Below are 21197 nucleotides of genomic sequence, written 5' to 3'. Positions count from 1 at the left end.
AAAAGATAGAAAAGAAGAAAGGTGGTTTGGCGATTGCCAAACTTCTGATTATGGGGGCTGGGGATGGAAGGCTCGGGTTCGGGGGTATAGCGCTTGGTTCTGGCTGAGAGCGGTTGTCGAGATTTAGCGAACCGCCTTTATTTTTGCTTTTAGACTTAATTGTGGTCTGTTCCGACTTAATTCGCTCTCATTTTGACTTAATTTTTCTTATTTAGACTTAATTAGAGCCAGGAGATACCTAGCGTGGTATTCGCAAAAGGCCCGCTTAACGCTTCTCAAAACCCTCAAAATACGAAGAAGATGGCCAAAAACCATCTTCCACCTCGCGATATTCTTCAGCAAAAGCTCCAAAATTCATCCCAAAAGCCCCTCAAGCAGCTCCCACAACCATCATCCAAGCCAAAAACTCACAAAAACACCTCAGATGCCACACTCAAAACCCCTAATCAGCTCTCCCCATCAACCTAAACTCCACATAATTTCACGGTAATCGGGATTTTATTCACGGTAATTCTCCATATATTCACGGATAAGCATCATAATTTCACGATAAAACTTTTTATCGAAATTTCGACATCCATCAACGGCTTATCTGACTCTTCTCATCTTAAAGCACACTTCCATCCTCCTCCAAAAGCATCATCTTTTCGACAGAATCATACAGGTTAAGAAGGTAACCAGGAGGCAATAATGGTGGATAGAGATTTGCATTTTGGGAAAAAAGCAGGCTATAATATAACTATAGTCAAAGTTAGTCAAAGTCAGAAGGGGGAGGGGAAATGAGGAATATTTCAGATGTAATTGAAAATTACTTAAAGCAAATTCTCTCAAGCTCTAATGATCCGTCCATTGAAATTAAGCGGACGGATATTGCTGAAAGGTTTCAATGCGTTCCTTCTCAAATAAACTACGTTATTAACACGAGATTTACGATTGAAAAGGGGTTTGTAGTGGAAAGTAAAAGAGGTGGAGGAGGTTATATTCGGATCATGAAGGTCCGTACCGAAAGCTCTGCCCACTTAATTGATCACTTAACCACCTTGATTGGTGAAAGGATATCGCAAGGCAACGCAGAAAATGTAATAAAGAGACTTATGGAAGAAACGATCGTTTCAGAACGAGAAGCGAGACTTATGCTGAGTGTGATGGACAGATCTATTTTAAAACTTAACCTTCCAGAACGAGATGAATTACGAGCAGAATTATTAAAAGCTATGATAAAAACGTTAAAATATCGAACCACATAGCCCTTTTTTTCATTCTATATAAAGGGAGGGAGCAGAATGAATTGTGAAGAGTGCCATGAACGTGAAGCGTCATTGCATTTTACAAAAATCATAAATGGGGAGAAAACTGAATTTCACATTTGTGAACATTGTGCCAAAGAAAAAGGAGAATTCTTGCCGGGGTCGAATTCTTTTTCCATTCACCAATTGCTTTCTGGACTTTTACACGGTGATGGACATGTCCCGAACACACCATCATCTAACTTCATTCCGCCCTCGTTAAGCTGTGAAAAATGCGGGATGAGTTATTATCAGTTTGCGAAGATCGGCCGCTTTGGGTGTGATAATTGCTACAAAGCGTTTGAGTCGAAACTGAATCCAATTTTTAAAAGAGTTCATGGTGGTAACACCTTGCATGCAGGGAAGATTCCACTCCGTGCAGGAAGCAGTATTCAAGAAAAAAAGCAGCTTCAGCAATTAAAGCAAGCTTTGCAGCAGTATATATTAAATGAGGAATTTGAAAGAGCTGCTGAAACAAGAGATGTCATCAGAGAGATCGAGCACCGCTTGCAACAGGGGAGGGATACGTAACCGATGTCTTTGGAACGATTTATCAGTGACGCGATCAGTCCCTGGATGAAACGGGAGGGGCCAGAATCGGATATTGTTCTTTCGAGCCGTGTCCGACTTGCAAGAAATATTCATCAATATGTTTTTCCCATCGCGGCAGATAAAGAATCGGCGCATGAAGTCATATCAACGATCTCGACATGTATTAGTGAAGAGAGCGAAGAAGCAGAAAATCTTGAAATGCTGATGATGGAGGAGTTAAAGCCTGTTGAAAAACGGGTACTTGTTGAGAAACATCTGATCAGTCCCAATTTAGCTGAGCAAGCGAAATATGGTGCGGTTCTCATGAATGCAGATGAATCAGTGAGCATCATGGTAAATGAAGAAGATCATATACGCATTCAATGTTTAGCACCAGGTTTTCAACTAGAAGAAGTGCTTCAACGGGCGAATGAGATCGATGATAGACTCGAAAAAAACGTTGATTATGCGTTTGATGAAAAACGAGGATATTTAACAAGCTGTCCGACGAATGTAGGAACTGGACTTCGAGCCTCTGTTATGATGCATCTCCCAGCGCTCGTTCTGTCAAAAAAGATGAGCCGCATCATCCCGGCGATCAATCAGCTAGGGTTAGCGGTGAGAGGCATCTATGGGGAAGGTACCGAGGCGCAAGGAAACATTTTTCAAATTTCAAATCAGATGACACTGGGCAAGTCGGAAGAGGATATAATGGAAGATCTCGCAGGTGTCGTCATGCAGGTCATCCAACAAGAACGAGCAGCTCGCAAACAGCTGCAGGATGGATTGAAATTACAGCTTGAAGACAAGTTATTCCGTTCACTGGGAACGTTAGAGAACTGCCGGATCATCCAATCAAAAGAAGCTGCCAAATGTTTATCAGATGTGCGGCTTGGCATTGATTTAGAGATTTTACCTGGGATTTCAAAAACGATACTCAATGAACTTATGATACTTACACAACCAGGTTTTCTTCAACAATATGCAGGTGAAGTTCTAACTCCAGAAGAACGTGACATAAGAAGAGCCACTCTAATCAGAGAAAGAATAAAATTGGAAAACCGATAAGGAGCGTGACGAGTATGATGTTTGGTCGTTTTACAGAGAGAGCACAAAAAGTTTTAGCTTTAGCACAAGAAGAAGCGATTCGATTAGGTCATAATAACGTGGGAACAGAACATATCCTGCTTGGTTTGATCCGTGAAGGTGAAGGAATTGCAGCGAAAGCTCTTCAAGTTCTTGGACTAGGGCCAGAAAAGATTCAAAAAGAAGTGGAAACATTGATCGGCCGCGGTCAGGAAGCTGTTCAAACGATTCACTATACGCCTCGTGCTAAAAAAGTGATCGAACTTTCCATGGATGAAGCTCGTAAACTCGGACATTCATACGTGGGAACGGAACACATTCTATTAGGCTTGATTCGTGAAGGAGAAGGCGTTGCAGCTCGTGTACTAAACAACCTTGGTGTCAGCCTTAATAAAGCGCGTCAGCAGGTGCTGCAGTTACTAGGAAGCAATGAATCTTCTTCTAGTCATAGAGGTTCATCTGCTAGTGCCAACACCCCAACGTTAGACAGCTTAGCGCGTGATCTAACAGCGATTGCTCGTGAAGGTACACTAGACCCAGTAATCGGGCGTGCGAAAGAAATTCAGCGTGTTATTGAAGTTCTAAGCCGCCGTACGAAGAACAACCCTGTTTTGATCGGGGAGCCTGGTGTTGGTAAAACAGCTATCGCAGAAGGTCTAGCACAGCAGATCATCAATAACGAAGTGCCAGAAACACTTCGTGATAAGCGTGTTATGACGCTTGATATGGGTACAGTTGTAGCAGGAACGAAGTACAGAGGTGAGTTTGAAGATCGTCTGAAAAAAGTAATGGATGAGATCCGACAGGCAGGAAATATCATTCTATTCATCGACGAACTTCATACTTTGATCGGTGCAGGTGGAGCAGAAGGTGCGATTGATGCATCTAACATTCTAAAGCCAGCTCTTGCCCGCGGCGAACTTCAATGTATCGGTGCTACGACACTTGATGAGTACAGAAAATATATTGAAAAAGATGCAGCGCTTGAGCGCCGTTTCCAGCCGATCACGGTTAACGAGCCAACGAAGGATGAAAGTATTCAAATTCTTCAAGGACTTCGCGATCGTTATGAAGCTCACCACCGTGTAACGATTACGGATGAAGCGATTGAAGCATCTGTTCAGTTATCTGATCGTTACATCTCAGATCGTTTCTTACCAGATAAAGCGATTGATCTTATTGATGAAGCGGCTTCAAAAGTTCGTCTTCGTTCATATACAGCTCCACCGAACTTAAAAGAGCTTGAACAAAAGCTCGAGGAAGTTCGTAAAGAGAAGGATGCGGCTGTTCAGAGTCAAGAATTTGAAAAAGCGGCTTCACTTCGAGATTCTGAGCAACGCCTTCGTGAAGAGTTAGAAAAGACGAAGGATGTTTGGAAAGAGAAGCAAGGTAAAGAAAACACAGAAGTAACACCAGAAGATATCGCGCAAGTAGTATCGTCTTGGACGGGAGTTCCGGTTTCTAAACTTGCTGAAGAAGAAACAGAACGCCTTCTGAAGATGGAAGAGATTTTGCACGATCGTGTTATTGGCCAGTCTGAGGCTGTTACGGCAATCTCTAAAGCTATCCGAAGAGCACGTGCTGGTTTGAAAGATCCGAAGCGTCCGATCGGCTCGTTCATCTTCTTAGGACCAACAGGTGTAGGTAAAACAGAACTTGCAAGAGCTGTTGCCGAAACACTATTTGGTGATGAAGATGCGATTATCCGTATCGATATGTCGGAGTACATGGAGAAGCATACAACATCCCGTCTCGTTGGATCGCCTCCAGGATATGTTGGACACGAAGAAGGCGGCCAGTTAACAGAGAAAGTTAGAAGAAAGCCTTACTCTGTTATCTTGCTTGATGAGATCGAAAAAGCGCATCCTGAAGTATTCAACATCTTGCTTCAAGTGCTAGAAGATGGTCGTCTTACTGACTCTAAGGGACGTACAGTCGATTTCCGCAACACGGTAGTAATCATGACTTCAAACGTAGGAGCGAGCACGCTTAAGCGTAACCGTTCACTAGGGTTTGCTGTTCATAACGAAGGTCAAAAATACAACGATATGAAGTCTAAGGTAATGGATGAACTGAAGCGTGCATTCCGTCCAGAGTTCTTGAACCGTATTGATGAGATCATCGTGTTCCATTCTTTAGAAAAAGAGCACTTGCTAAGAATCGTTAGCTTGATGGCTGCATCACTGAAACAACGTTTAAGTGATCAAGGAATTGAGATCGAGTTGACTCAAGCCGCTCTCGAAAAGATTACGGAAGAAGGATACGATCCAGATTACGGAGCTCGTCCATTGCGTCGTGCCCTACAGCGTAAGATTGAAGATCGATTATCTGAAGAGCTTCTAAGAGGAAATATCAACAAAGGGCAGACCGTTAAGATTGATGTTGAAGAGAACGATTTTGTAGTTCAAACAGTCTAACTTTTACCACATATGAGAATATCCTACAAAAGACCCGGAAGACAGACATGTCCTCCGGGTTTTTGTCGAAATAATATTAGCTGTTCGCCTTTTTTTGCAGAGCTCAAATGGAAGTAGTTGTTAGGTTTTATGTTATGATATTAGTGAATAAATCTTGATATTTTCAGTGTTTAACTTGTTAAATTAGTAAACCTATATTGATATACAATGATGCCTTGAAAGTGGTTGATTTCCGTTACAGGTGTTCGCTTTACGCGGGGCGTGCGGTGAGCCCCCTGCCGCTTTGCGCCTTTAGGGGTCTCTCCTGCCCACTCGTCCCGCAGGAGTCTCACACCTTCCACTCCAATCAACCTTTCCATGAAGTCTCTTAAAAGTATCAATTACTCGAAGCGTCTGAAACTAGAAACTAAAGGTTATGAAATAGATAGATATTAAAGTGTTAAGTTCGGAAGAGGAGTTTTTTAGATGGCTAAAGTAAAATCAATCTTTCTTTGCCAAGATTGCGGTTATGAATCTCCGAAATGGATGGGGAAATGTCCAGGGTGCCATGCGTGGAACACGATGGTGGAGGAAACGATTCGACCTGAAAAAAATATAAGAGGATTAACCTCTGGTGGAGATAAGAACGTAAAACAGAAACCCCAGTCAATAGCAGATGTAAAAAGTGAGCAAGAGCCGCGCATACCGACAAACTATCAGGAATTCAACCGTGTTTTAGGTGGAGGGATCGTTCCAGGCTCAATGGTTTTAGTTGGAGGAGACCCCGGAATCGGTAAGTCCACACTATTGCTGCAAACATCAGCGCAGCTTGCACAAAGAGGAGAGCGTGTTCTATACATATCTGGTGAGGAATCTGTTAAACAGACGAAGCTGCGTGCAGATCGTTTAGATATCGGAGCAAAGGACTTGTTTGTTTTATCAGAAACAGATCTAGAGCTGATCGAGCAGGCGATGGCAGATGTGATGCCTTCTGTAATGATTATCGACTCGATTCAAACCGTCTATCGGGCTGAAGTGACTTCAGCTCCAGGAAGTGTATCGCAAGTACGAGAGTGTACGTCACATTTGATGCGTATGGCGAAAACGAAAGGTATTGCTGTATTTATCGTTGGACATGTTACAAAAGAAGGAAATATCGCTGGACCGCGTCTTTTAGAGCATATGGTAGATGCGGTATTGTACTTTGAAGGTGAAAGACATCATACTTTCCGTATCTTACGAGCAGTTAAGAACCGTTTCGGCTCTACGAATGAAATTGGTGTTTTCGAAATGAAGGAAGTCGGCCTCGAAGAAGTATTAAACCCTTCTGAGATCTTTTTAGAAGAACGTTCGAAAGGGGCAGCGGGTTCGACAGTAGTTGCGTCTCTTGAAGGAACGCGTCCGATGCTAGTAGAACTTCAGGCTTTAATATCACCAACGAGCTTTGGTAATCCTAGAAGGATGGCTACGGGTATCGATCACAACCGTGTATCGCTGCTTATGGCTGTTTTAGAAAAGAGAGTCGGACTGCTGCTTCAGAACCAGGATGCGTATCTGAATGTTGCAGGTGGAGTTCGGCTGGATGAGCCAGCGATCGATCTTGCTGTTGCGATCAGCATCGCTTCAAGCTTTCGCGATTCACCAACAAAGCCAACAGATGTTATGATTGGAGAAATAGGATTAACGGGAGAGGTTAGAAGGGTTTCCCGTATCGAGCAGCGCGTACATGAAGCTGCAAAATTAGGTTTTACGCGAGCTATTATTCCTGATAAAAATATAGGTGGCTGGACGGTTCCAAAAGGAATACAAGTCGTCGGAGTATCGACCGTTTATGAGGCGTTACAAGCAGCGTTAGGAGGGTAAAGCATATTATGGACCATGCGATAAAAGAAGCAATCATAAGCCAAATGCTACAGCTAGTTGCTCCCGGGACACCACTTCGGGAAGGAATCGACAACGTACTGCGAGCGAACACTGGTGGACTGATCGTTGTTGGATATAACGATAAAGTAAAAGAAATCGTTGATGGAGGTTTCTCTATTAACTGCAAATACTCACCCGCATCACTATATGAACTTGCCAAGATGGATGGTGCGATCATTTTGAATGAAGATGCTGTTAAAATTCTGTATGCGAACACACAGCTCATTCCAGATACGGTGATTCCGTCTACAGAAACGGGGATTCGTCACAGAACCGCCGAACGTGTTGCGCGCCAAACAGGCAACCTTGTGATCTCTATCTCTCAACGTCGTAACGTAATCACTCTATATCAAGGGATGATTCGTTATTCACTAAAAGAGATCGGTGTGATCTTGACGAAAGCGAATCAAGCGATTCAAACGCTTGAGAAATATAAAGTGGTTTTTGACCAAAGTGTTACGAACCTTGGAGCGCTAGAATTTGAAGAATTAGTGACTTTCCAAGAAGTTACACAAGTTATTCACAGAATTGAGATGGTTTTACGCATAAAAAATGAGATTATTAAATATGTTAATGAACTTGGTGTTGAAGGAAGACTGATTCGAATCCAGATGGAGGAGCTCGTTTCTAACATCGAGGAAGAAGCATTGCTTTTAATAAAGGACTATATGAAAGATCGTGAAAGTGATCCTTATGCGATTCTTCGCCAATTGAACAAACTATCATCTGAAGAATTATTTGATGAATCCGTTATTATGAAACTTTTAGGCTTCTCAGCCGGTATGAATATGCAGGATGAGACGATTCATCCACGCGGATACCGTATTCTTGGCAAGATTCCAAGGCTTCCAGCTGTTATTATTGAGAATTTAACAGATGCATTTGAAAACCTTCCGCAAATTTTGCGTGCGTCCATCGATGAATTGGACGAGGTAGAGGGTATCGGTGAGATTCGTGCCAAAAAAGTAAAAGAAGGTCTCAAACGCATTCAGGAACAGCTTTTCGTCGATCGTCATATCTAAATGGAACATTCTGAGTAAAAAAAGGAATTTTCTATTTTTTGCACGTTTTTAATACGGTCATTTTGTAAATAATGATTAGGGGAGGTGAATCAGGCATGCTAAAAAGAATTGTTCAACTATTTTTCATCGTAATAGGGGGCATGCTAGGCTATCTATATATACCAGATCTCATTCGTGTACTTAATTTCGGTGATCTTCCGAATCAAGTAACATCCCCATATGTCGGGGCAGTGATTGGTGCACTTATATTATTTTTATCTACATTCTGGCTGTCCGATTACGTAGTAGGTTTAATCCGCTGGGCTGAGGAGACGGTTGTAAAAGCTCCAGCAACTGATCTTTTATCCGGGACGATGGGACTTATTATCGGACTGATCGTAGCCTTTTTAATCCAGTCACCGTTAAGCTCTATGGATATTGTTGTGGTCAGCTCGATCCTGCCGATCGCGATCACATTCCTGCTCGGTTATTTAGGCTTTCAAGTAGGTTTTAAAAAGAGAGACGAGTTGATTCAGCTGTTCTCTTTGAAAAGCCAAGGGAAAGAACGAAAAAAAGAAGCAGAGATCGAAAAACCGGGTGGTAAGTATAAGATTTTAGATACGAGCGTCATTATCGATGGCCGAGTGGCTGATATCTGTCAAACTGGCTTTTTAGAAGGTCCGCTTATCATTCCTCGTTTTGTTTTAGAAGAATTGCAATATATTGCTGATTCCTCAGATGTTTTAAAACGTAACAGAGGGCGCCGTGGCCTTGATATTCTAAATCGTATTCAAAAAGAGCTTTCTATGAAAGTTGAAATCTATGAAGGTGACTTTGAAGAGGTAACAGAAGTTGATAGCAAGCTTGTAAAGCTCGCTCAACTGTTATCCGGTGTCGTCGTTACGAATGATTTTAACTTGAACAAAGTATGTGAACTGCAAAACGTTGCAGTACTAAATATTAATGACCTTGCAAATGCGGTAAAACCCGTTGTTCTTCCTGGCGAAGAGCTTGTTGTACAAGTGATCAAAGACGGAAAAGAACAGAGTCAAGGTGTAGGCTATCTGGATGATGGAACGATGATCGTCGTAGAAGATGGTCGCGATTATGTAGGAAAAACGATTGATGTTGTTGTTACATCCGTACTTCAAACATCAGCGGGTAGAATGATTTTTGCCAAAAAGAAACTATTAGAAAAAGCATTGTAACGAACGGTGGGGAAGCACGTGAATTATTGGACAGTCATTCCTGCTGCTGGACAAGGTAAACGCATGAATGCTGGGATCTCTAAGCAGTGGATCGAGCTCTTAGGAAAACCAGTTCTCGCGCACACACTACTTGTGTTTGAAAACGATCCGCATTGCGAGGGTGTGATTCTTGTCGGCAGTGAAAAGGAATTGCAGCAGATGCAAGACTTTGTAGAGTCGTTCCAATACAAAAAAGTGCGCAAAATCGTTCCAGGCGGAAAAGAACGTCAGCAAAGTGTCTATGAGGGATTGAAGGTCGTACCTACAGATGTAGACCTCGTTCTCATTCATGATGCAGCACGGCCTTTCATCACACATGATTCTATTTTACAACTCATTAACACGGCACGAGATACAGGCTCTGCCGTGTTAGCTGTTCCTGTTAAGGATACGGTCAAGCGGGTATTAGAGAATGTAGTGGAAGAAACGATCGACCGTTCCAGCTTGTGGGCTGTTCAAACCCCGCAAGCTTTTCGTCTTTCTATCGTAATGGATGCACACAGAAAGGCAGACGAAGAAGGCTATATTGGAACGGATGACGCAAGCCTAGTGGAACGAATTGGACAAACAGTCGCTATTGTAATGGGAGACTATCATAATATAAAATTAACTACGTCTGATGACTTGTTATTTGGACAAGCCATTTTGTTAGAGAGACAGGGGGAAAAAGCATGATGCGCATCGGACAGGGTTTTGATGTACATGCCTTTAGTGAGGGTCGTCCGTTAATCATTGGCGGTGTAACGATTCCTTATGAGAAGGGACTTTTAGGGCACTCTGATGCTGACGTTCTTTTGCACGCCATTACTGATGCATTATTAGGCGCAGCAGGTGAAGGAGATATCGGGAAACACTTTCCAGATACAGATCCAGCTTACAAAGGCGCAGATTCGAAGCGCTTGTTGCTCGATTCTTGGAAATTGGTTGAGAAAAAAGGTTATTCTTTAGGTAATATAGATTGTACGATCATTGCTCAAAAACCAAAGATGCTTCCGTACATTGAAGAGATGCGCGGAGTGATCGCCGGTATTTTTGATGTTGATGTAGATAGAATCAACGTGAAGGCGACGACGACTGAAAAGCTAGGATTTCCCGGACGCGAAGAGGGAATCGCAGCTCAAGCGGTAGTGTTGATAGAGAAGGCATAGTTATACTGCTGTAGAAGGAAGGCTATGGAGTTTAAGGGAGCGGTTGATTTCCGTTCCAGGTTGCTCGCTTTCCGGGGGGCGTGCGGTGAGCCTCTTAGCGCTCTGCGCTATTAAGAGTCTCACCTGTCCCGCTGATCCCCCAGGAGTCTCGCACCTTGCACTCCAATCAACTTTTCAGTGAAGAGGATCCGTCAAACGATCCAACCATTCATCTAAAGAAGAAAAAAATTATAGAGGTGAAACATGATGGCAAACGAAGTTCGAGTGCGTTATGCACCAAGTCCAACGGGACACTTACATATAGGGAATGCACGTGCAGCTCTATTCAATTATCTATATGCACGCCACACTGGCGGAAAATTTATTATTCGTATTGAAGATACGGACCAGAAGCGTAACATTCAAGGCGGAGAAGAGAGTCAGCTGGATCATTTGAAATGGCTCGGTATGGATTGGGATGAAAGTGTTGATATCGGAGGAGATTACGGTCCGTATCGTCAGATGGAACGTTTAGATCTCTATGAAAAGTATACAGATGAACTACTTTCAAAAGGTCTTGCATACACTTGTTATTGTACAGAAGAAGAGCTTGAGGCTTCTCGTGAAGAGCAGATGGCAAAAGGCGATACTCCCGTTTATGATGGACGCTGTCTAAACTTATCAGTTGAAGAAAAAGCGGCTCTAGAAGAAGAAGGTCGTCGTCCGAGCATTCGTTTTAAAGTTCCTCAGGACCGTACGATTACGTTTGATGACATGGTTAAAGGTGAAGTGTCGTTTGAATCAAGCGGCTTTGGTGATTTTGTTATCGTAAAAAAAGATGGAATTCCAACTTACAACTACGCTGTTGTTATCGATGACCACGAAATGGCGATCTCTCACGTACTTCGTGGGGATGATCACATCTCAAACACACCAAAGCAGTTATTGATCTATGATGCGCTTGGTTTTTCTCATCCGAAGTTCGGTCATACAACATTGATCGTGAATGAAAACCGTAAAAAACTGAGTAAACGTGATGAATCGATCGTTCAGTTTATCGAACAATACAAAGATTTAGGATACTTGCCAGAAGCACTGTTTAACTTTATAGCTCTACTAGGCTGGTCTCCAGGTGGAGAAGAAGAGATCTTCAGCCGTGAGCAGTTTATTGAGATCTTTGATCCGAACCGTCTATCCAAAGCTCCTGCCGTTTTTGATACGCAAAAGTTAGAATGGCTGAACAACCAATATATGAAACAGCAAGACGTAGCTCGTATCGTTGAGTTGTGTATGCCTCACCTAGTAAAAGCGGGCAGAGTTTCAGAAAACCCAAGTCCTGAAGAACAGGAATGGATCACAAAGCTTGTCGCTCTTCATCAGGAAAAAATGAGCTATGGTGCTGAAATCGTAGACTTAACGGAACTATTCTTCAAACAAGAGATCGAGTATGAAGGAGAAGCACTTGAAGTCTTACAAGGTGAAGGGGTTCCATCCGTTATGGAATCGTTCTTAACTCAGATCGAAAACAGTAATTCTTTTGAAGCGGAAGACATCAAGGCGATGATGAAAGCTGTTCAGAAGGAAACAGGTCAAAAAGGGAAGAACTTGTTCATGCCGATTCGTGTGGCAACAACTGGTCAGCAACATGGTCCAGATCTGCCTGCTGCCGTGTCCCTTCTCGGTAAAGATGTGATTACAAAGCGCGTAAATGCTGTACTGACTCAAATTAAAAAGTAATAAAAGTACACATTTTGCAAAGATTATAATATAGTAAAAGAAACTTATAAAAAACATGTAAAACGCAGATGAGGAAAGTAGGCTAGCGCCTTTTCATAGTAGAGAGAGCCATCACCGGCTGAAAGTGGTTCATGAAAATGCTTGCTGAAGTGCCCCTCGGAGTCCCTTGCCGAAAGTTTTAGTAGGTTTGGGCGGCAACTCCCCGTTATGGAGCTTAAGGGAACAGGTGAGTTTTAAATTAAGCCTGTTAAACAGAGTGGAACCGCGTTTATCCATACGTCTCTGTGTCATATTTGGCACAGGGGCGTTTTTTATTTTCTAATGCTTAGATTAGATCTAAACAATTTTGCTTATGAATCACTTTTTTTCAACTTTGGCTAGTTGATTGTAGTGGAAGGTGTAAGACTCTAGGCTAGGACGAGTGGGCAGGAGAGACCCCTAAAGGCGCAAAGCGGCAGGGGGCTCACCGCACGCCCCGCGGAAAGCGAAGCACCTGGAACGGAAATCAACCTCTTCCAAGGCAACATTGTATTCACAGTAAAAGCACGATATTTTTATGCAAGGAGGTTGGAGAACATGTTTTCAGCCATGAGAGAAGACATTCAGGTTGTTTTTGAGAAAGACCCAGCAGCTAGAAGTTCATTCGAAGTATTCCTAACATACTCTGGACTCCACGCAGTTTGGGCCCATAGATTAGCACATAAGTTATTCAAACGAAACTGGCTGTTTTTAGCTCGTTTAATCTCACAGATCAGCCGCTTTTTTACCGGTATCGAAATACACCCAGGAGCCCAGATCGGCAGACGCTTTTTTATCGATCACGGCATGGGTGTTGTGATCGGCGAAACGTGTATCATCGGCAATGACGTGACGCTCTATCAGGGTGTTACGCTCGGAGGTACGGGAAAAGAAAAAGGTAAAAGGCATCCCACGCTTGAAGATCATGTTCTTGTTGCTACAGGAGCCAAGGTGCTGGGTAACATTACCATCGGAAAAAATTCAAAAGTTGGGGCAGGATCGGTTGTTCTTCAACACGTTCCGCCTGATGCCACAGTAGTTGGAATACCAGGAAGAGTCGTGATTAAGGATGGCATTAAAGTAGGATGCGAACTTGATCATCGCGATCTGCCTGATCCGGTAGCTGATAAATTTAGAGAAATGCACGACGAGTTAAAAAGAATGTGTAACGAACTGGAAAGATTGAAAAAAGGGAGTGATGTCTAAATGGGTATTAAAATCTATAATACGATGACACGTCAAAAAGAGCTTTTTGTCCCGTTAGAAGAAGGAAAAGTGAAGATGTATGTGTGCGGACCGACTGTATATAACTATATTCATATCGGTAACGCGAGACCGGCTATTGTTTTTGATACAGTGAGAAAGTACTTGGAATACAGAGATTTTGATGTGCAGTTCATCTCCAATTTTACGGATGTTGATGATAAGCTCATTAAAGCGGCTAATGAGATGGGAAGCGATGTCCCAACGATCGCCGAGAAGTTCATCCATGCGTATCATGAGGATACTTGCGCACTAGGCGTACAAAAAGCTGACGCACATCCGCGTGTAACAGAAACGATGCCAGAGATCATTGATTTTATCGAGAACCTCATCAAAAAAGGTTTTGCTTATGAAGCAGCGGGAGATGTTTATTTCAAGACGCGTTCGTTCAACGGCTATGGTAAACTTTCTCATCAATCGATCGATGACTTAAGATCTGGTGCGAGAATTGAAGTAGGAGAGAAAAAAGAAGATCCACTTGATTTTGCGCTATGGAAAGCAGCGAAAGATGGGGAGATCTATTGGGAGAGCCCTTGGGGGAAAGGTCGTCCAGGCTGGCATATCGAATGCTCCGCTATGGCGAAAAAATACTTAGGTGACTCGATCGACATTCATGGCGGCGGTCAAGATCTAGCTTTTCCTCATCACGAGAATGAGATCGCACAATCGGAAGCATTAAATGAAGCTCCGATGGCTAAGTATTGGATGCATAATGGGTATATTAATATTGATAACGAAAAAATGTCCAAATCACTTGGGAACTTTGTACTTGTTCATGATCTTGTGCAACAGCAGGATCCGCAAGTTATCCGATTCTTTATGCTGGCCGTACACTACCGCAATCCGATCAACTTCAGTCAAGAGTTGTTAGAAGCGGCAGAGGCAGGGTTGAATAGAATCCGTACGTCTTATGAAAACTTAAAACACCGCTTGAGTGTATCGGCAGACCTATCTGTAGATACAGAAAAATGGACTCAGCTTGTTAAAGAGACTAGAGAGAAATTCATCACGGATATGGATGATGATTTTAACACGGCGAACGCGATCTCTCATCTTTTTGATTTTTCGAGAGAAGCGAACGTATATCTGCAAGAGAAAAACACTTCTAAAGCCGTTATTACAGAGTTCATCGCTCTGTTCGATGAGCTTGCGGGTGTGCTGGGACTTACTCTTCATAAAGAAGAGGAATTGTTAGATGAAGAGATTGACGCTCTCATTCAAGAACGTAATCAAGCGCGTAAAGAAAAGAACTTTTCTCGCGCTGACGAAATTCGTGATCAGCTAAAAGAACAGAACATCATTTTGGAAGATACCGCACAAGGTGTACGGTGGAAAAGAGATAAGTAAATGAAGATAACGGACGCAGATATTAAACAATTGAACGGAACCACGCTTGCTTATATGGGAGATGCGGTGATGGAGCAGTTCGTGCGTGAACACCTTATCCGTAATGGACAGGTGAAGCCGAACAAGCTCCACGTATCGGCCACGAAGTTTGTTTCAGCAAAAGCGCAAGCGAGCATGGTCGTTCAGCTGCTTGAAGAAAACTATTTTACAGAAGAAGAGGTCGCTGTTATTAAGCGTGGGCGCAATGCGAACCAAGGAACCGTTCCGAAAAATACGGATGTTCAAACGTACCGGCATGCAACAAGCTTTGAGGCGATCATCGGTTATCTCTATCTGTTAAATAACCATGAACGTTTAGCGAACATGATGGAATATGTGTTATCAGATAATAAAAAGGGGGAGGTCTAAAAGATGAGTGAAGCAAAAGAACAAAAAGAACAAGAATTGATCATCGGCAGAAATCCAGTGATGGAAGTACTTCGTTCAGGCCGTGATATTAATAAAATCTTCGTAGGTGAAGGATCTCAAAAAGGACCGGTAAGTACGATCGTCTCAATGGCGAAAAAACAAAATGTCCTTGTGCAATATGTACCGAAGCAAAAGCTCGATTCATTAAGCGGGGGAGGCAACCATCAAGGTGTAATCGCTGGTGTAGCAGCATACTCATACGCAGAGATTGATGATTTGTTTAAAATTGCAGAAGAAAGAGGAGAAGAGCCGTTCTTTCTTTTATTGGACGAGCTTGAAGATCCTCATAATTTAGGTTCGATCATGCGTACGGCTGATGCAGTTGGTGCACATGGCATCATTATTCCGAAAAGACGTTCAGTAGGATTGACCGCTACAGTAGCAAAAGCTTCAACGGGTGCGATCGAATACATTCCGGTTGTTCGTGTTACGAATCTTGTTCAAACGATGAAAGAGTTAAGAGACCGCGGTATGTGGTTTGCCGGCGCAGACATGAAAGGGAAAGATGACTACAGACAAGCAAAGTGGGACATGCCTTTAGGTCTTGTGATCGGAAGCGAAGGAAAAGGAATGGGAAGACTCGTATCAGAAACGTGCGATTTCCTTGTTCAGCTTCCGATGAAAGGGAAGGTTACCTCGCTTAATGCATCCGTTGCTGCTAGTCTCTTGATGTATGAAGTGTACCGTAACCGCAATCCGTTAGAAGCGCGAAAATGAAAACCCGCCACTATTTGATTGTTGATGGCTACAACATCATTGGCGCTTGGCCCGAATTACGGAGCTTAAAAACATCGGATTTTGCCAAAGCAAGAGACCTGCTGATCGAATATATGGCAGAATACCAGGGGACGACTGGGTATCAAGTAATCGTCGTATTTGATGCCCATCTCACACCTGGCACAGAGAAAAAAACGAAAAACCACCGCGTTGAAGTCATTTTTACAAGAGAGAACGAAACGGCAGATGAGCGGATTGAACGTTTGGTCGGAGAGTTAAAATCAATAGATACGCGAATTTACGTAGCAACTTCAGATTCAACCGAACAGTGGCAGATTTTTGGTAAGGGCGCATTAAGAAAATCTGCGAGAGAATTAAAGAATGAGATGGACGAAATCGAAAAGCATATCCATGTGTCCGTTGGCGAGCGGAAAAGGAAGCAAACCTCCTCATCTATCCTTCTTTCAGACGAAATTGCCGAAATATTTGAAAGATGGAGAAGAGGGCAAAAATAAGGAATCTTGACGCTTTTGTGAACTATGAGCTATAATATTGCTATATTTTGCCGGTAAAAACCTGGTGGGGGGATTTGTCGTGAACATAGATCTCAAGGAACGGTCAGTAAGCGATTACGAGCTCATGGAAGATGAAAGCCTTGTGGAACTGGTTCATGAGGGGGACAGCGCAGCACTTGAATATTTGATCAACAAATATAAAAACTTTGTTCGTGCGAAAGCAAGATCATACTTTTTGATCGGTGCAGACCGGGAAGATATCATTCAAGAAGGCATGATTGGACTGTATAAAGCCATTCGCGATTTTAAAGAGGACAAGCTGTCATCCTTTAAAGCTTTTGCCGAACTATGTATAACAAGGCAAATGATTACCGCTATCAAAACGGCAACTAGACAAAAGCACATTCCGTTAAATTCTTACGTGTCGTTGGACAAGCCGATCTATGATGAGGAGTCTGACCGTACACTAATGGATGTAATATGCGGTACAAAAGTCACTGATCCAGAAGAACTGATTATCAATCAAGAAGAATTTGATGATATTGAAGTGAAGATGGGAGAAATATTAAGTGACCTGGAACGTAAAGTTCTGATGCTGTACCTTGACGGAAGATCGTACCAGGAAATCTCAGTGGATCTCGACAGACACGTGAAGTCGATCGACAACGCGCTTCAACGAGTGAAACGTAAATTAGAGCGTTATTTAGAGCTAAGAGAAATATCATCTTAAGAGCGGGGATTGTTCCTGCTCTTTTTCTTTTGGGTTTGAGAGGTTGTTTAGCTGGTATGCGCGTGGGTGGGGGTATTTGACGGGTTGATGATAATCGTATTTTGTCAACTCGCCGATATATGCACAAAACTCGCTGGATTATAGCCAAAACTCGCTGGATTAATTGAATGATTTCTAGAATTAAGGCTCATATTTCATGGATTAGCAGGATGAATACTAGGGTGGGTATACGTTAATCACCTGATTTGAGTAGAAAATGGCAAGAACTATTGTGCTCATGAGAACAAAATAGCTAGCTAAATCATTTTTAGCTGACTTTCACACATTTTTATCGATGAGTGATGGTTTTTATCATTAATTTTGTTTAATCAAGCTACCGCCAAGTTGTCTGGAGTACAAAATGGAGTTGCATCCCTAACAAAGCAAACCCTCTAATACGATAATCAACCACTTACATTCCCAACACAATGAGCTCTCAAAACGTCATTTTCCCTTTATTGACAAGCGTATACCCCTATGTTAAGGTTTTAAAAGTAACATTGTAACGTGGATGAGTGGGTTTGTCGCACGAAAGGTGTTTATTTAGCATGAGAAAAAAAGTTTTTTTAGCCTGTAAAGAATGCTCGAAACGAAATTATACAACGATGAAGAACCAGCAAAACAATCCTGAACGAGTCGAGGTTAAAAAGTTTTGCAGCTACTGCAATGCTCATACCATTCACCAGGAAACGAAGTAAGCGAAACAAGCTTTTTTTATAAATGTTAATTGATCAAAGGCATGGGGGTTTATGAAGATGGCGGATGTTGCAGAAAAGACAAAGAAATCACCAGCAAAGTTTCTTTCCGATGTAAATAAGGAGATGAAGCGTGTTAGCTGGCCTACGCGAAAAGAGTTATTTCGCTATACGGGGATTGTACTGTCAACTGTAGTGATTATGGCTTTGTTCTTCTGGGTTGTGGATCTAGGTATTTCACAATTAGTTGAGCTTATTTTAGGGTAGATTAGATATAGCTTCTTTTGGATAGAATGCTAGAGTATATCCATTTTAGGAGGGAAAGGACACGGGTCCCATCGTATGGAAAAAAATTGGTACGTAGTTCATACCTATTCAGGTTATGAAAACAAAGTAAAAGCAAACTTGGAAAAGCGTTTGGAATCTATGGGGATGACAGATAAGATTTTCCGTGTACTTGTACCTGTAGAAGAAGAGACCGAAACAAAGAACGGTAAGACAAAAACAAGCATGAAGAAAGTTTTCCCTGGTTATGTATTAACGGAGATGATCATGACAGATGATTCATGGTACGTTGTACGTAATACGCCTGGGGTAACAGGATTTGTCGGTTCTGCTGGAGCGGGCTCGAAGCCAACGGCACTATTGCCTGAGGAAGTAGATCATATACTTAAAGGTATGGGTATGGAAGCTCCACGCGTTGAAGTTGATTTCGAAATCAAGGAATCTGTAAAAGTAAAAGAAGGTCCTTTTGCTGACTTTGTTGGTACGATCGAAGAGATCGATGCAACAAAACAGAAGCTGAAAGTTCACGTCAACATGTTTGGCCGTGAGACACCAGTTGAACTTGAGTTTACCCAAGTTAGCAAGTTATAATGGAAAAAGACTTGTAATCACTTCAAAAAGGTGATAGAATTTTTTATGTTTGATATTACTAATCAACTGCTTCCTCTCTTTTAGGAGGGGAAGCGTATTTTTGAGTGGGAGGGTTTCGGCCCATAATACCACATCACGGACTTAAGGAGGTGTGTCGCGTGGCTAAAAAGGTTATTAAGATGGTAAAGCTTCAAATCCCTGCTGGTAAAGCAAACCCGGCACCGCCAGTTGGACCTGCACTAGGACAAGCTGGGGTAAACATCATGGGATTCTGTAAAGAATTCAACGCTCGTACTGCTGATCAAGCTGGTTTAATCATTCCGGTAGAAATCACGGTTTTCGAAGACCGTTCATTTACATTCATCACTAAAACTCCTCCGGCTGCTGTTCTTTTAAAGAAAGCTGCAGGAATCGAGTCAGGTTCTGGTGAGCCGAACAAGAAAAAAGTTGCGACTGTAAAGCGTGATAAAGTTCGCGAAATCGCAGAATCAAAAATGCCTGACCTAAACGCTGCTAGCGTTGAAGCTGCAATGCGTATGGTTGAAGGTACTGCACGCAGCATGGGAATTGTTATCGAAGACTAATCCCTGTGTTTGATGTCTATTAGGTTGCGAGTAAATGGATTGATATCCTGCCCGTCAAACGGTTCGCAACCTTTATTCATGCAATGCGTGTAATTGCACTTGATTTTTTAGTGCAATAAGTGGGAGGAATATCCGCTAAACCACATAAGGAGGACAATACAATGGCAAACAAAGGTAAGAAGTACCAAGAAGCGGCTAAATTAGTAGACCGCACAAAAGCATATGACGCTGCAGAAGCGATCGAGCTAGTTAAAAAAGCTGCTCCTGCAAAATTTGACGAGTCTGTAGAAGTTGCAGTTCGTTTAGGTGTAGACACGAAGAAAGCTGACCAACAAGTTCGTGGAGCAGTAGTGCTTCCAAACGGAACTGGTAAGACTCAACGTGTATTAGTTTTCGCAAAAGGTGAAAAAGCAAAAGAAGCTGAAGCTGCTGGAGCAGATCACGTTGGCGATTCTGACTACATCAACAAAATCCAACAAGGTTGGTTCGAGTTCGACGTAATCGTTGCAACTCCGGACATGATGGCTGAAGTTGGTAAACTTGGACGTGTTCTAGGACCTAAAGGTTTAATGCCTAACCCTAAAACAGGAACAGTTACATTTGAAGTTGAAAAAGCGATTAACGAAATCAAAGCTGGTAAAGTAGAATACCGTGTCGACAAGACTGGTAACGTTCACGTTCCAATCGGTAAAGTATCTTTCGAAGCTGAAAAGCTTGCAGAAAACCTTAACACAATCATCGAAACATTGTTGAAAGTTAAGCCTGCAGCTGCAAAGGGAACTTACATGAAGAACGTAGCTGTTTCTTCTACAATGGGACCTGGGATCAAAGTTAATCCATCTTCATTCGCTGTAAAACGATAGTTGACAAACGGGTTTCGACCCGTTATATTATATACTGTTAAACACAAACGCATCAGATGAATGCCGTAGACAGCAGGAGCCAACTGGCTTAAATCTTCCTGCCGAGGTGAAGCATCGTAAGCTCATTAGTTAATTACTTATGACTTTAGATACTCACGCCTCCATGTCTCGACATGGAGGCTTTGTTTTTGGACAAAACCTGCGGTGATGCAATCATTTTACAGGAGGTGTAATAATGAGCAGCATTTTAGAAACAAAAAAGCAGTTAGTATCCACTATTTCTGAGAAAATCAAAAATAGCCAATCAACAATCCTTGTTGACTACCGTGGTCTTACTGTTTCTGAGGTTACTGAACTTCGTAAGTCTTTACGTGATGCTGGCATCGAGTTTAAAGTTTACAAAAACTCAATGGTAGTTCGCGCTGCTGAAGAGAATGACCTTAAAGAATTAGCAGAACACTTAACTGGTCCTACAGCGATCGCATTCTCGAATGAAGATGTTGTAGCTCCTGCTAAGATTCTTAACGACTTCGCTAAGAAACACGAAGCGCTTGAGATCAAAGCTGGTGTAATCGAAGGACGTATCGCGTCTCTAGAAGAAGTGAAAGCTCTTGCTGAACTTCCATCAAGAGAAGGTCTTCTTTCTATGGTACTCAGCGTGCTTCAAGCACCTATCCGCAACTTTGCGTTGGCTACTAAAGCCGTTGCAGAACAAAAAGAAGAACAAGGCGCATAAGCCTTATCTTCA

The 21197-nt window shown here is 42.5% G+C and carries 23 protein-coding genes and 2 other annotated features; of the genes, 22 read left to right on the top strand and 1 reads right to left on the bottom strand.

Features of this window, described 5'->3' with window-relative positions; genetic code table 11:
• Window positions 1-779 precede the first annotated feature (779 nt).
• From IHV12_RS21070 to clpC, 4 genes are read left to right on the top strand one after another with little or no spacing between them, the layout of a single operon-like run.
• Window positions 780-1247 carry a CtsR family transcriptional regulator gene (locus IHV12_RS21070; protein ID WP_137792299.1) on the top strand — a complete coding sequence of 156 codons (468 nt, stop codon included), beginning with the start codon at window positions 780-782 and terminating at the stop codon, window positions 1245-1247.
• Window positions 1248-1283: 36 nt separating this feature from the next.
• On the top strand, window positions 1284-1817 hold the full coding sequence (locus IHV12_RS21065) for a UvrB/UvrC motif-containing protein (RefSeq protein ID WP_197134233.1): 534 nt from the start codon (window positions 1284-1286) through the stop codon (window positions 1815-1817).
• A gap of 3 nt (window positions 1818-1820) precedes the next feature.
• Window positions 1821-2885, top strand: coding sequence for a protein arginine kinase (locus IHV12_RS21060; protein WP_197192147.1), 1065 nt, complete (start codon window positions 1821-1823; stop codon window positions 2883-2885).
• Between the two features lie 14 nt (window positions 2886-2899).
• Window positions 2900-5320, top strand: a complete 2421-nt coding sequence (gene clpC, locus IHV12_RS21055; RefSeq protein WP_137792297.1) for an ATP-dependent protease ATP-binding subunit ClpC — start codon at window positions 2900-2902, stop codon at window positions 5318-5320.
• Window positions 5321-5490: 170 nt separating this feature from the next.
• Here the strand turns inward: clpC and IHV12_RS21050 are convergent, their stop codons facing one another.
• Window positions 5491-5679, bottom strand: coding sequence for a hypothetical protein (locus IHV12_RS21050; protein WP_197192146.1), 189 nt, complete (start codon window positions 5677-5679; stop codon window positions 5491-5493).
• 106 nt (window positions 5680-5785) lie between these two features.
• Between IHV12_RS21050 and radA the strand changes: the two genes are divergently transcribed.
• From radA to rplJ, 18 genes are all read left to right on the top strand, one after another.
• Window positions 5786-7162: a DNA repair protein RadA gene (gene radA / locus IHV12_RS21045; RefSeq protein ID WP_197192145.1), complete on the top strand. Its 1377-nt coding sequence runs from the start codon at window positions 5786-5788 to the stop codon at window positions 7160-7162.
• 8 nt (window positions 7163-7170) lie between these two features.
• Window positions 7171-8244 (top strand): DNA integrity scanning diadenylate cyclase DisA, encoded by a 1074-nt coding sequence (gene disA, locus IHV12_RS21040; RefSeq protein WP_066390602.1) that lies wholly within the window; start codon window positions 7171-7173, stop codon window positions 8242-8244.
• 95 nt (window positions 8245-8339) lie between these two features.
• Window positions 8340-9431, top strand: a complete 1092-nt coding sequence (locus tag IHV12_RS21035) for a PIN/TRAM domain-containing protein (RefSeq protein ID WP_197134221.1) — start codon at window positions 8340-8342, stop codon at window positions 9429-9431.
• Window positions 9432-9449: 18 nt separating this feature from the next.
• Entirely contained in the window at window positions 9450-10145 is a 696-nt protein-coding gene (ispD, locus tag IHV12_RS21030) for a 2-C-methyl-D-erythritol 4-phosphate cytidylyltransferase (RefSeq protein WP_197134219.1), read from the top strand.
• The gene (gene ispF / locus IHV12_RS21025; RefSeq protein ID WP_197192144.1) at window positions 10142-10618 is read left to right on the top strand and encodes a 2-C-methyl-D-erythritol 2,4-cyclodiphosphate synthase; all 477 of its coding nucleotides are present in this window, start codon (window positions 10142-10144) and stop codon (window positions 10616-10618) included. Before ispD ends, ispF begins: the two co-directional genes overlap by 4 nt.
• A gap of 246 nt (window positions 10619-10864) precedes the next feature.
• Complete coding sequence (gene gltX / locus IHV12_RS21020; RefSeq protein WP_197192150.1) at window positions 10865-12334, top strand: glutamate--tRNA ligase; 1470 nt, start codon at window positions 10865-10867, stop codon at window positions 12332-12334.
• Window positions 12335-12390: 56 nt separating this feature from the next.
• Window positions 12391-12621, top strand: a binding site (T-box leader).
• A gap of 289 nt (window positions 12622-12910) precedes the next feature.
• Window positions 12911-13558: a serine O-acetyltransferase gene (gene cysE, locus IHV12_RS21015; RefSeq protein ID WP_197134213.1), complete on the top strand. Its 648-nt coding sequence runs from the start codon at window positions 12911-12913 to the stop codon at window positions 13556-13558.
• Window positions 13559-14962, top strand: a complete 1404-nt coding sequence (cysS, locus tag IHV12_RS21010) for a cysteine--tRNA ligase (protein WP_197134210.1) — start codon at window positions 13559-13561, stop codon at window positions 14960-14962. It abuts the gene before it with no gap.
• Entirely contained in the window at window positions 14963-15370 is a 408-nt protein-coding gene (locus IHV12_RS21005; RefSeq protein ID WP_197134207.1) for a Mini-ribonuclease 3, read from the top strand.
• Window positions 15371-15373: 3 nt separating this feature from the next.
• Window positions 15374-16147 carry a 23S rRNA (guanosine(2251)-2'-O)-methyltransferase RlmB gene (gene rlmB, locus IHV12_RS21000; RefSeq protein ID WP_197192143.1) on the top strand — a complete coding sequence of 258 codons (774 nt, stop codon included), beginning with the start codon at window positions 15374-15376 and terminating at the stop codon, window positions 16145-16147.
• Window positions 16144-16662, top strand: coding sequence for an NYN domain-containing protein (locus IHV12_RS20995; RefSeq protein ID WP_137792248.1), 519 nt, complete (start codon window positions 16144-16146; stop codon window positions 16660-16662). The genes rlmB and IHV12_RS20995 overlap by 4 nt, the downstream gene beginning before the upstream one ends.
• 79 nt (window positions 16663-16741) lie before the next feature.
• The gene (gene sigH / locus IHV12_RS20990) at window positions 16742-17392 is read left to right on the top strand and encodes an RNA polymerase sporulation sigma factor SigH (RefSeq protein WP_066390628.1); all 651 of its coding nucleotides are present in this window, start codon (window positions 16742-16744) and stop codon (window positions 17390-17392) included.
• A 587-nt stretch (window positions 17393-17979) separates the two neighbouring features.
• Complete coding sequence (gene rpmG, locus IHV12_RS20985; protein ID WP_197134202.1) at window positions 17980-18129, top strand: 50S ribosomal protein L33; 150 nt, start codon at window positions 17980-17982, stop codon at window positions 18127-18129.
• Between the two features lie 57 nt (window positions 18130-18186).
• On the top strand, window positions 18187-18393 hold the full coding sequence (secE, locus tag IHV12_RS20980; protein WP_197134200.1) for a preprotein translocase subunit SecE: 207 nt from the start codon (window positions 18187-18189) through the stop codon (window positions 18391-18393).
• Between the two features lie 75 nt (window positions 18394-18468).
• A complete protein-coding gene (nusG, locus tag IHV12_RS20975; protein WP_066390634.1) occupies window positions 18469-19002 on the top strand; it encodes a transcription termination/antitermination protein NusG in 534 nt (177 codons plus the stop codon).
• A gap of 158 nt (window positions 19003-19160) precedes the next feature.
• The gene (gene rplK, locus IHV12_RS20970; protein WP_066285502.1) at window positions 19161-19586 is read left to right on the top strand and encodes a 50S ribosomal protein L11; all 426 of its coding nucleotides are present in this window, start codon (window positions 19161-19163) and stop codon (window positions 19584-19586) included.
• A 161-nt stretch (window positions 19587-19747) separates the two neighbouring features.
• A complete protein-coding gene (gene rplA, locus IHV12_RS20965; protein WP_066390636.1) occupies window positions 19748-20449 on the top strand; it encodes a 50S ribosomal protein L1 in 702 nt (233 codons plus the stop codon).
• 45 nt (window positions 20450-20494) lie between these two features.
• Window positions 20495-20645 (top strand) — a sequence feature (ribosomal protein L10 leader region).
• 39 nt (window positions 20646-20684) lie between these two features.
• Window positions 20685-21185 carry a 50S ribosomal protein L10 gene (rplJ, locus tag IHV12_RS20960; RefSeq protein ID WP_144704568.1) on the top strand — a complete coding sequence of 167 codons (501 nt, stop codon included), beginning with the start codon at window positions 20685-20687 and terminating at the stop codon, window positions 21183-21185.
• Window positions 21186-21197: the final 12 nt, after the last annotated feature.

It is taken from the genome of Fictibacillus sp. 7GRE50, from assembly GCF_015903875.1.
Taxonomy (GTDB): Bacteria; Bacillota; Bacilli; order Bacillales; family Fictibacillaceae; genus Fictibacillus; species Fictibacillus phosphorivorans.
This window is presented reverse-complemented; position numbering and strand designations above follow the sequence as displayed.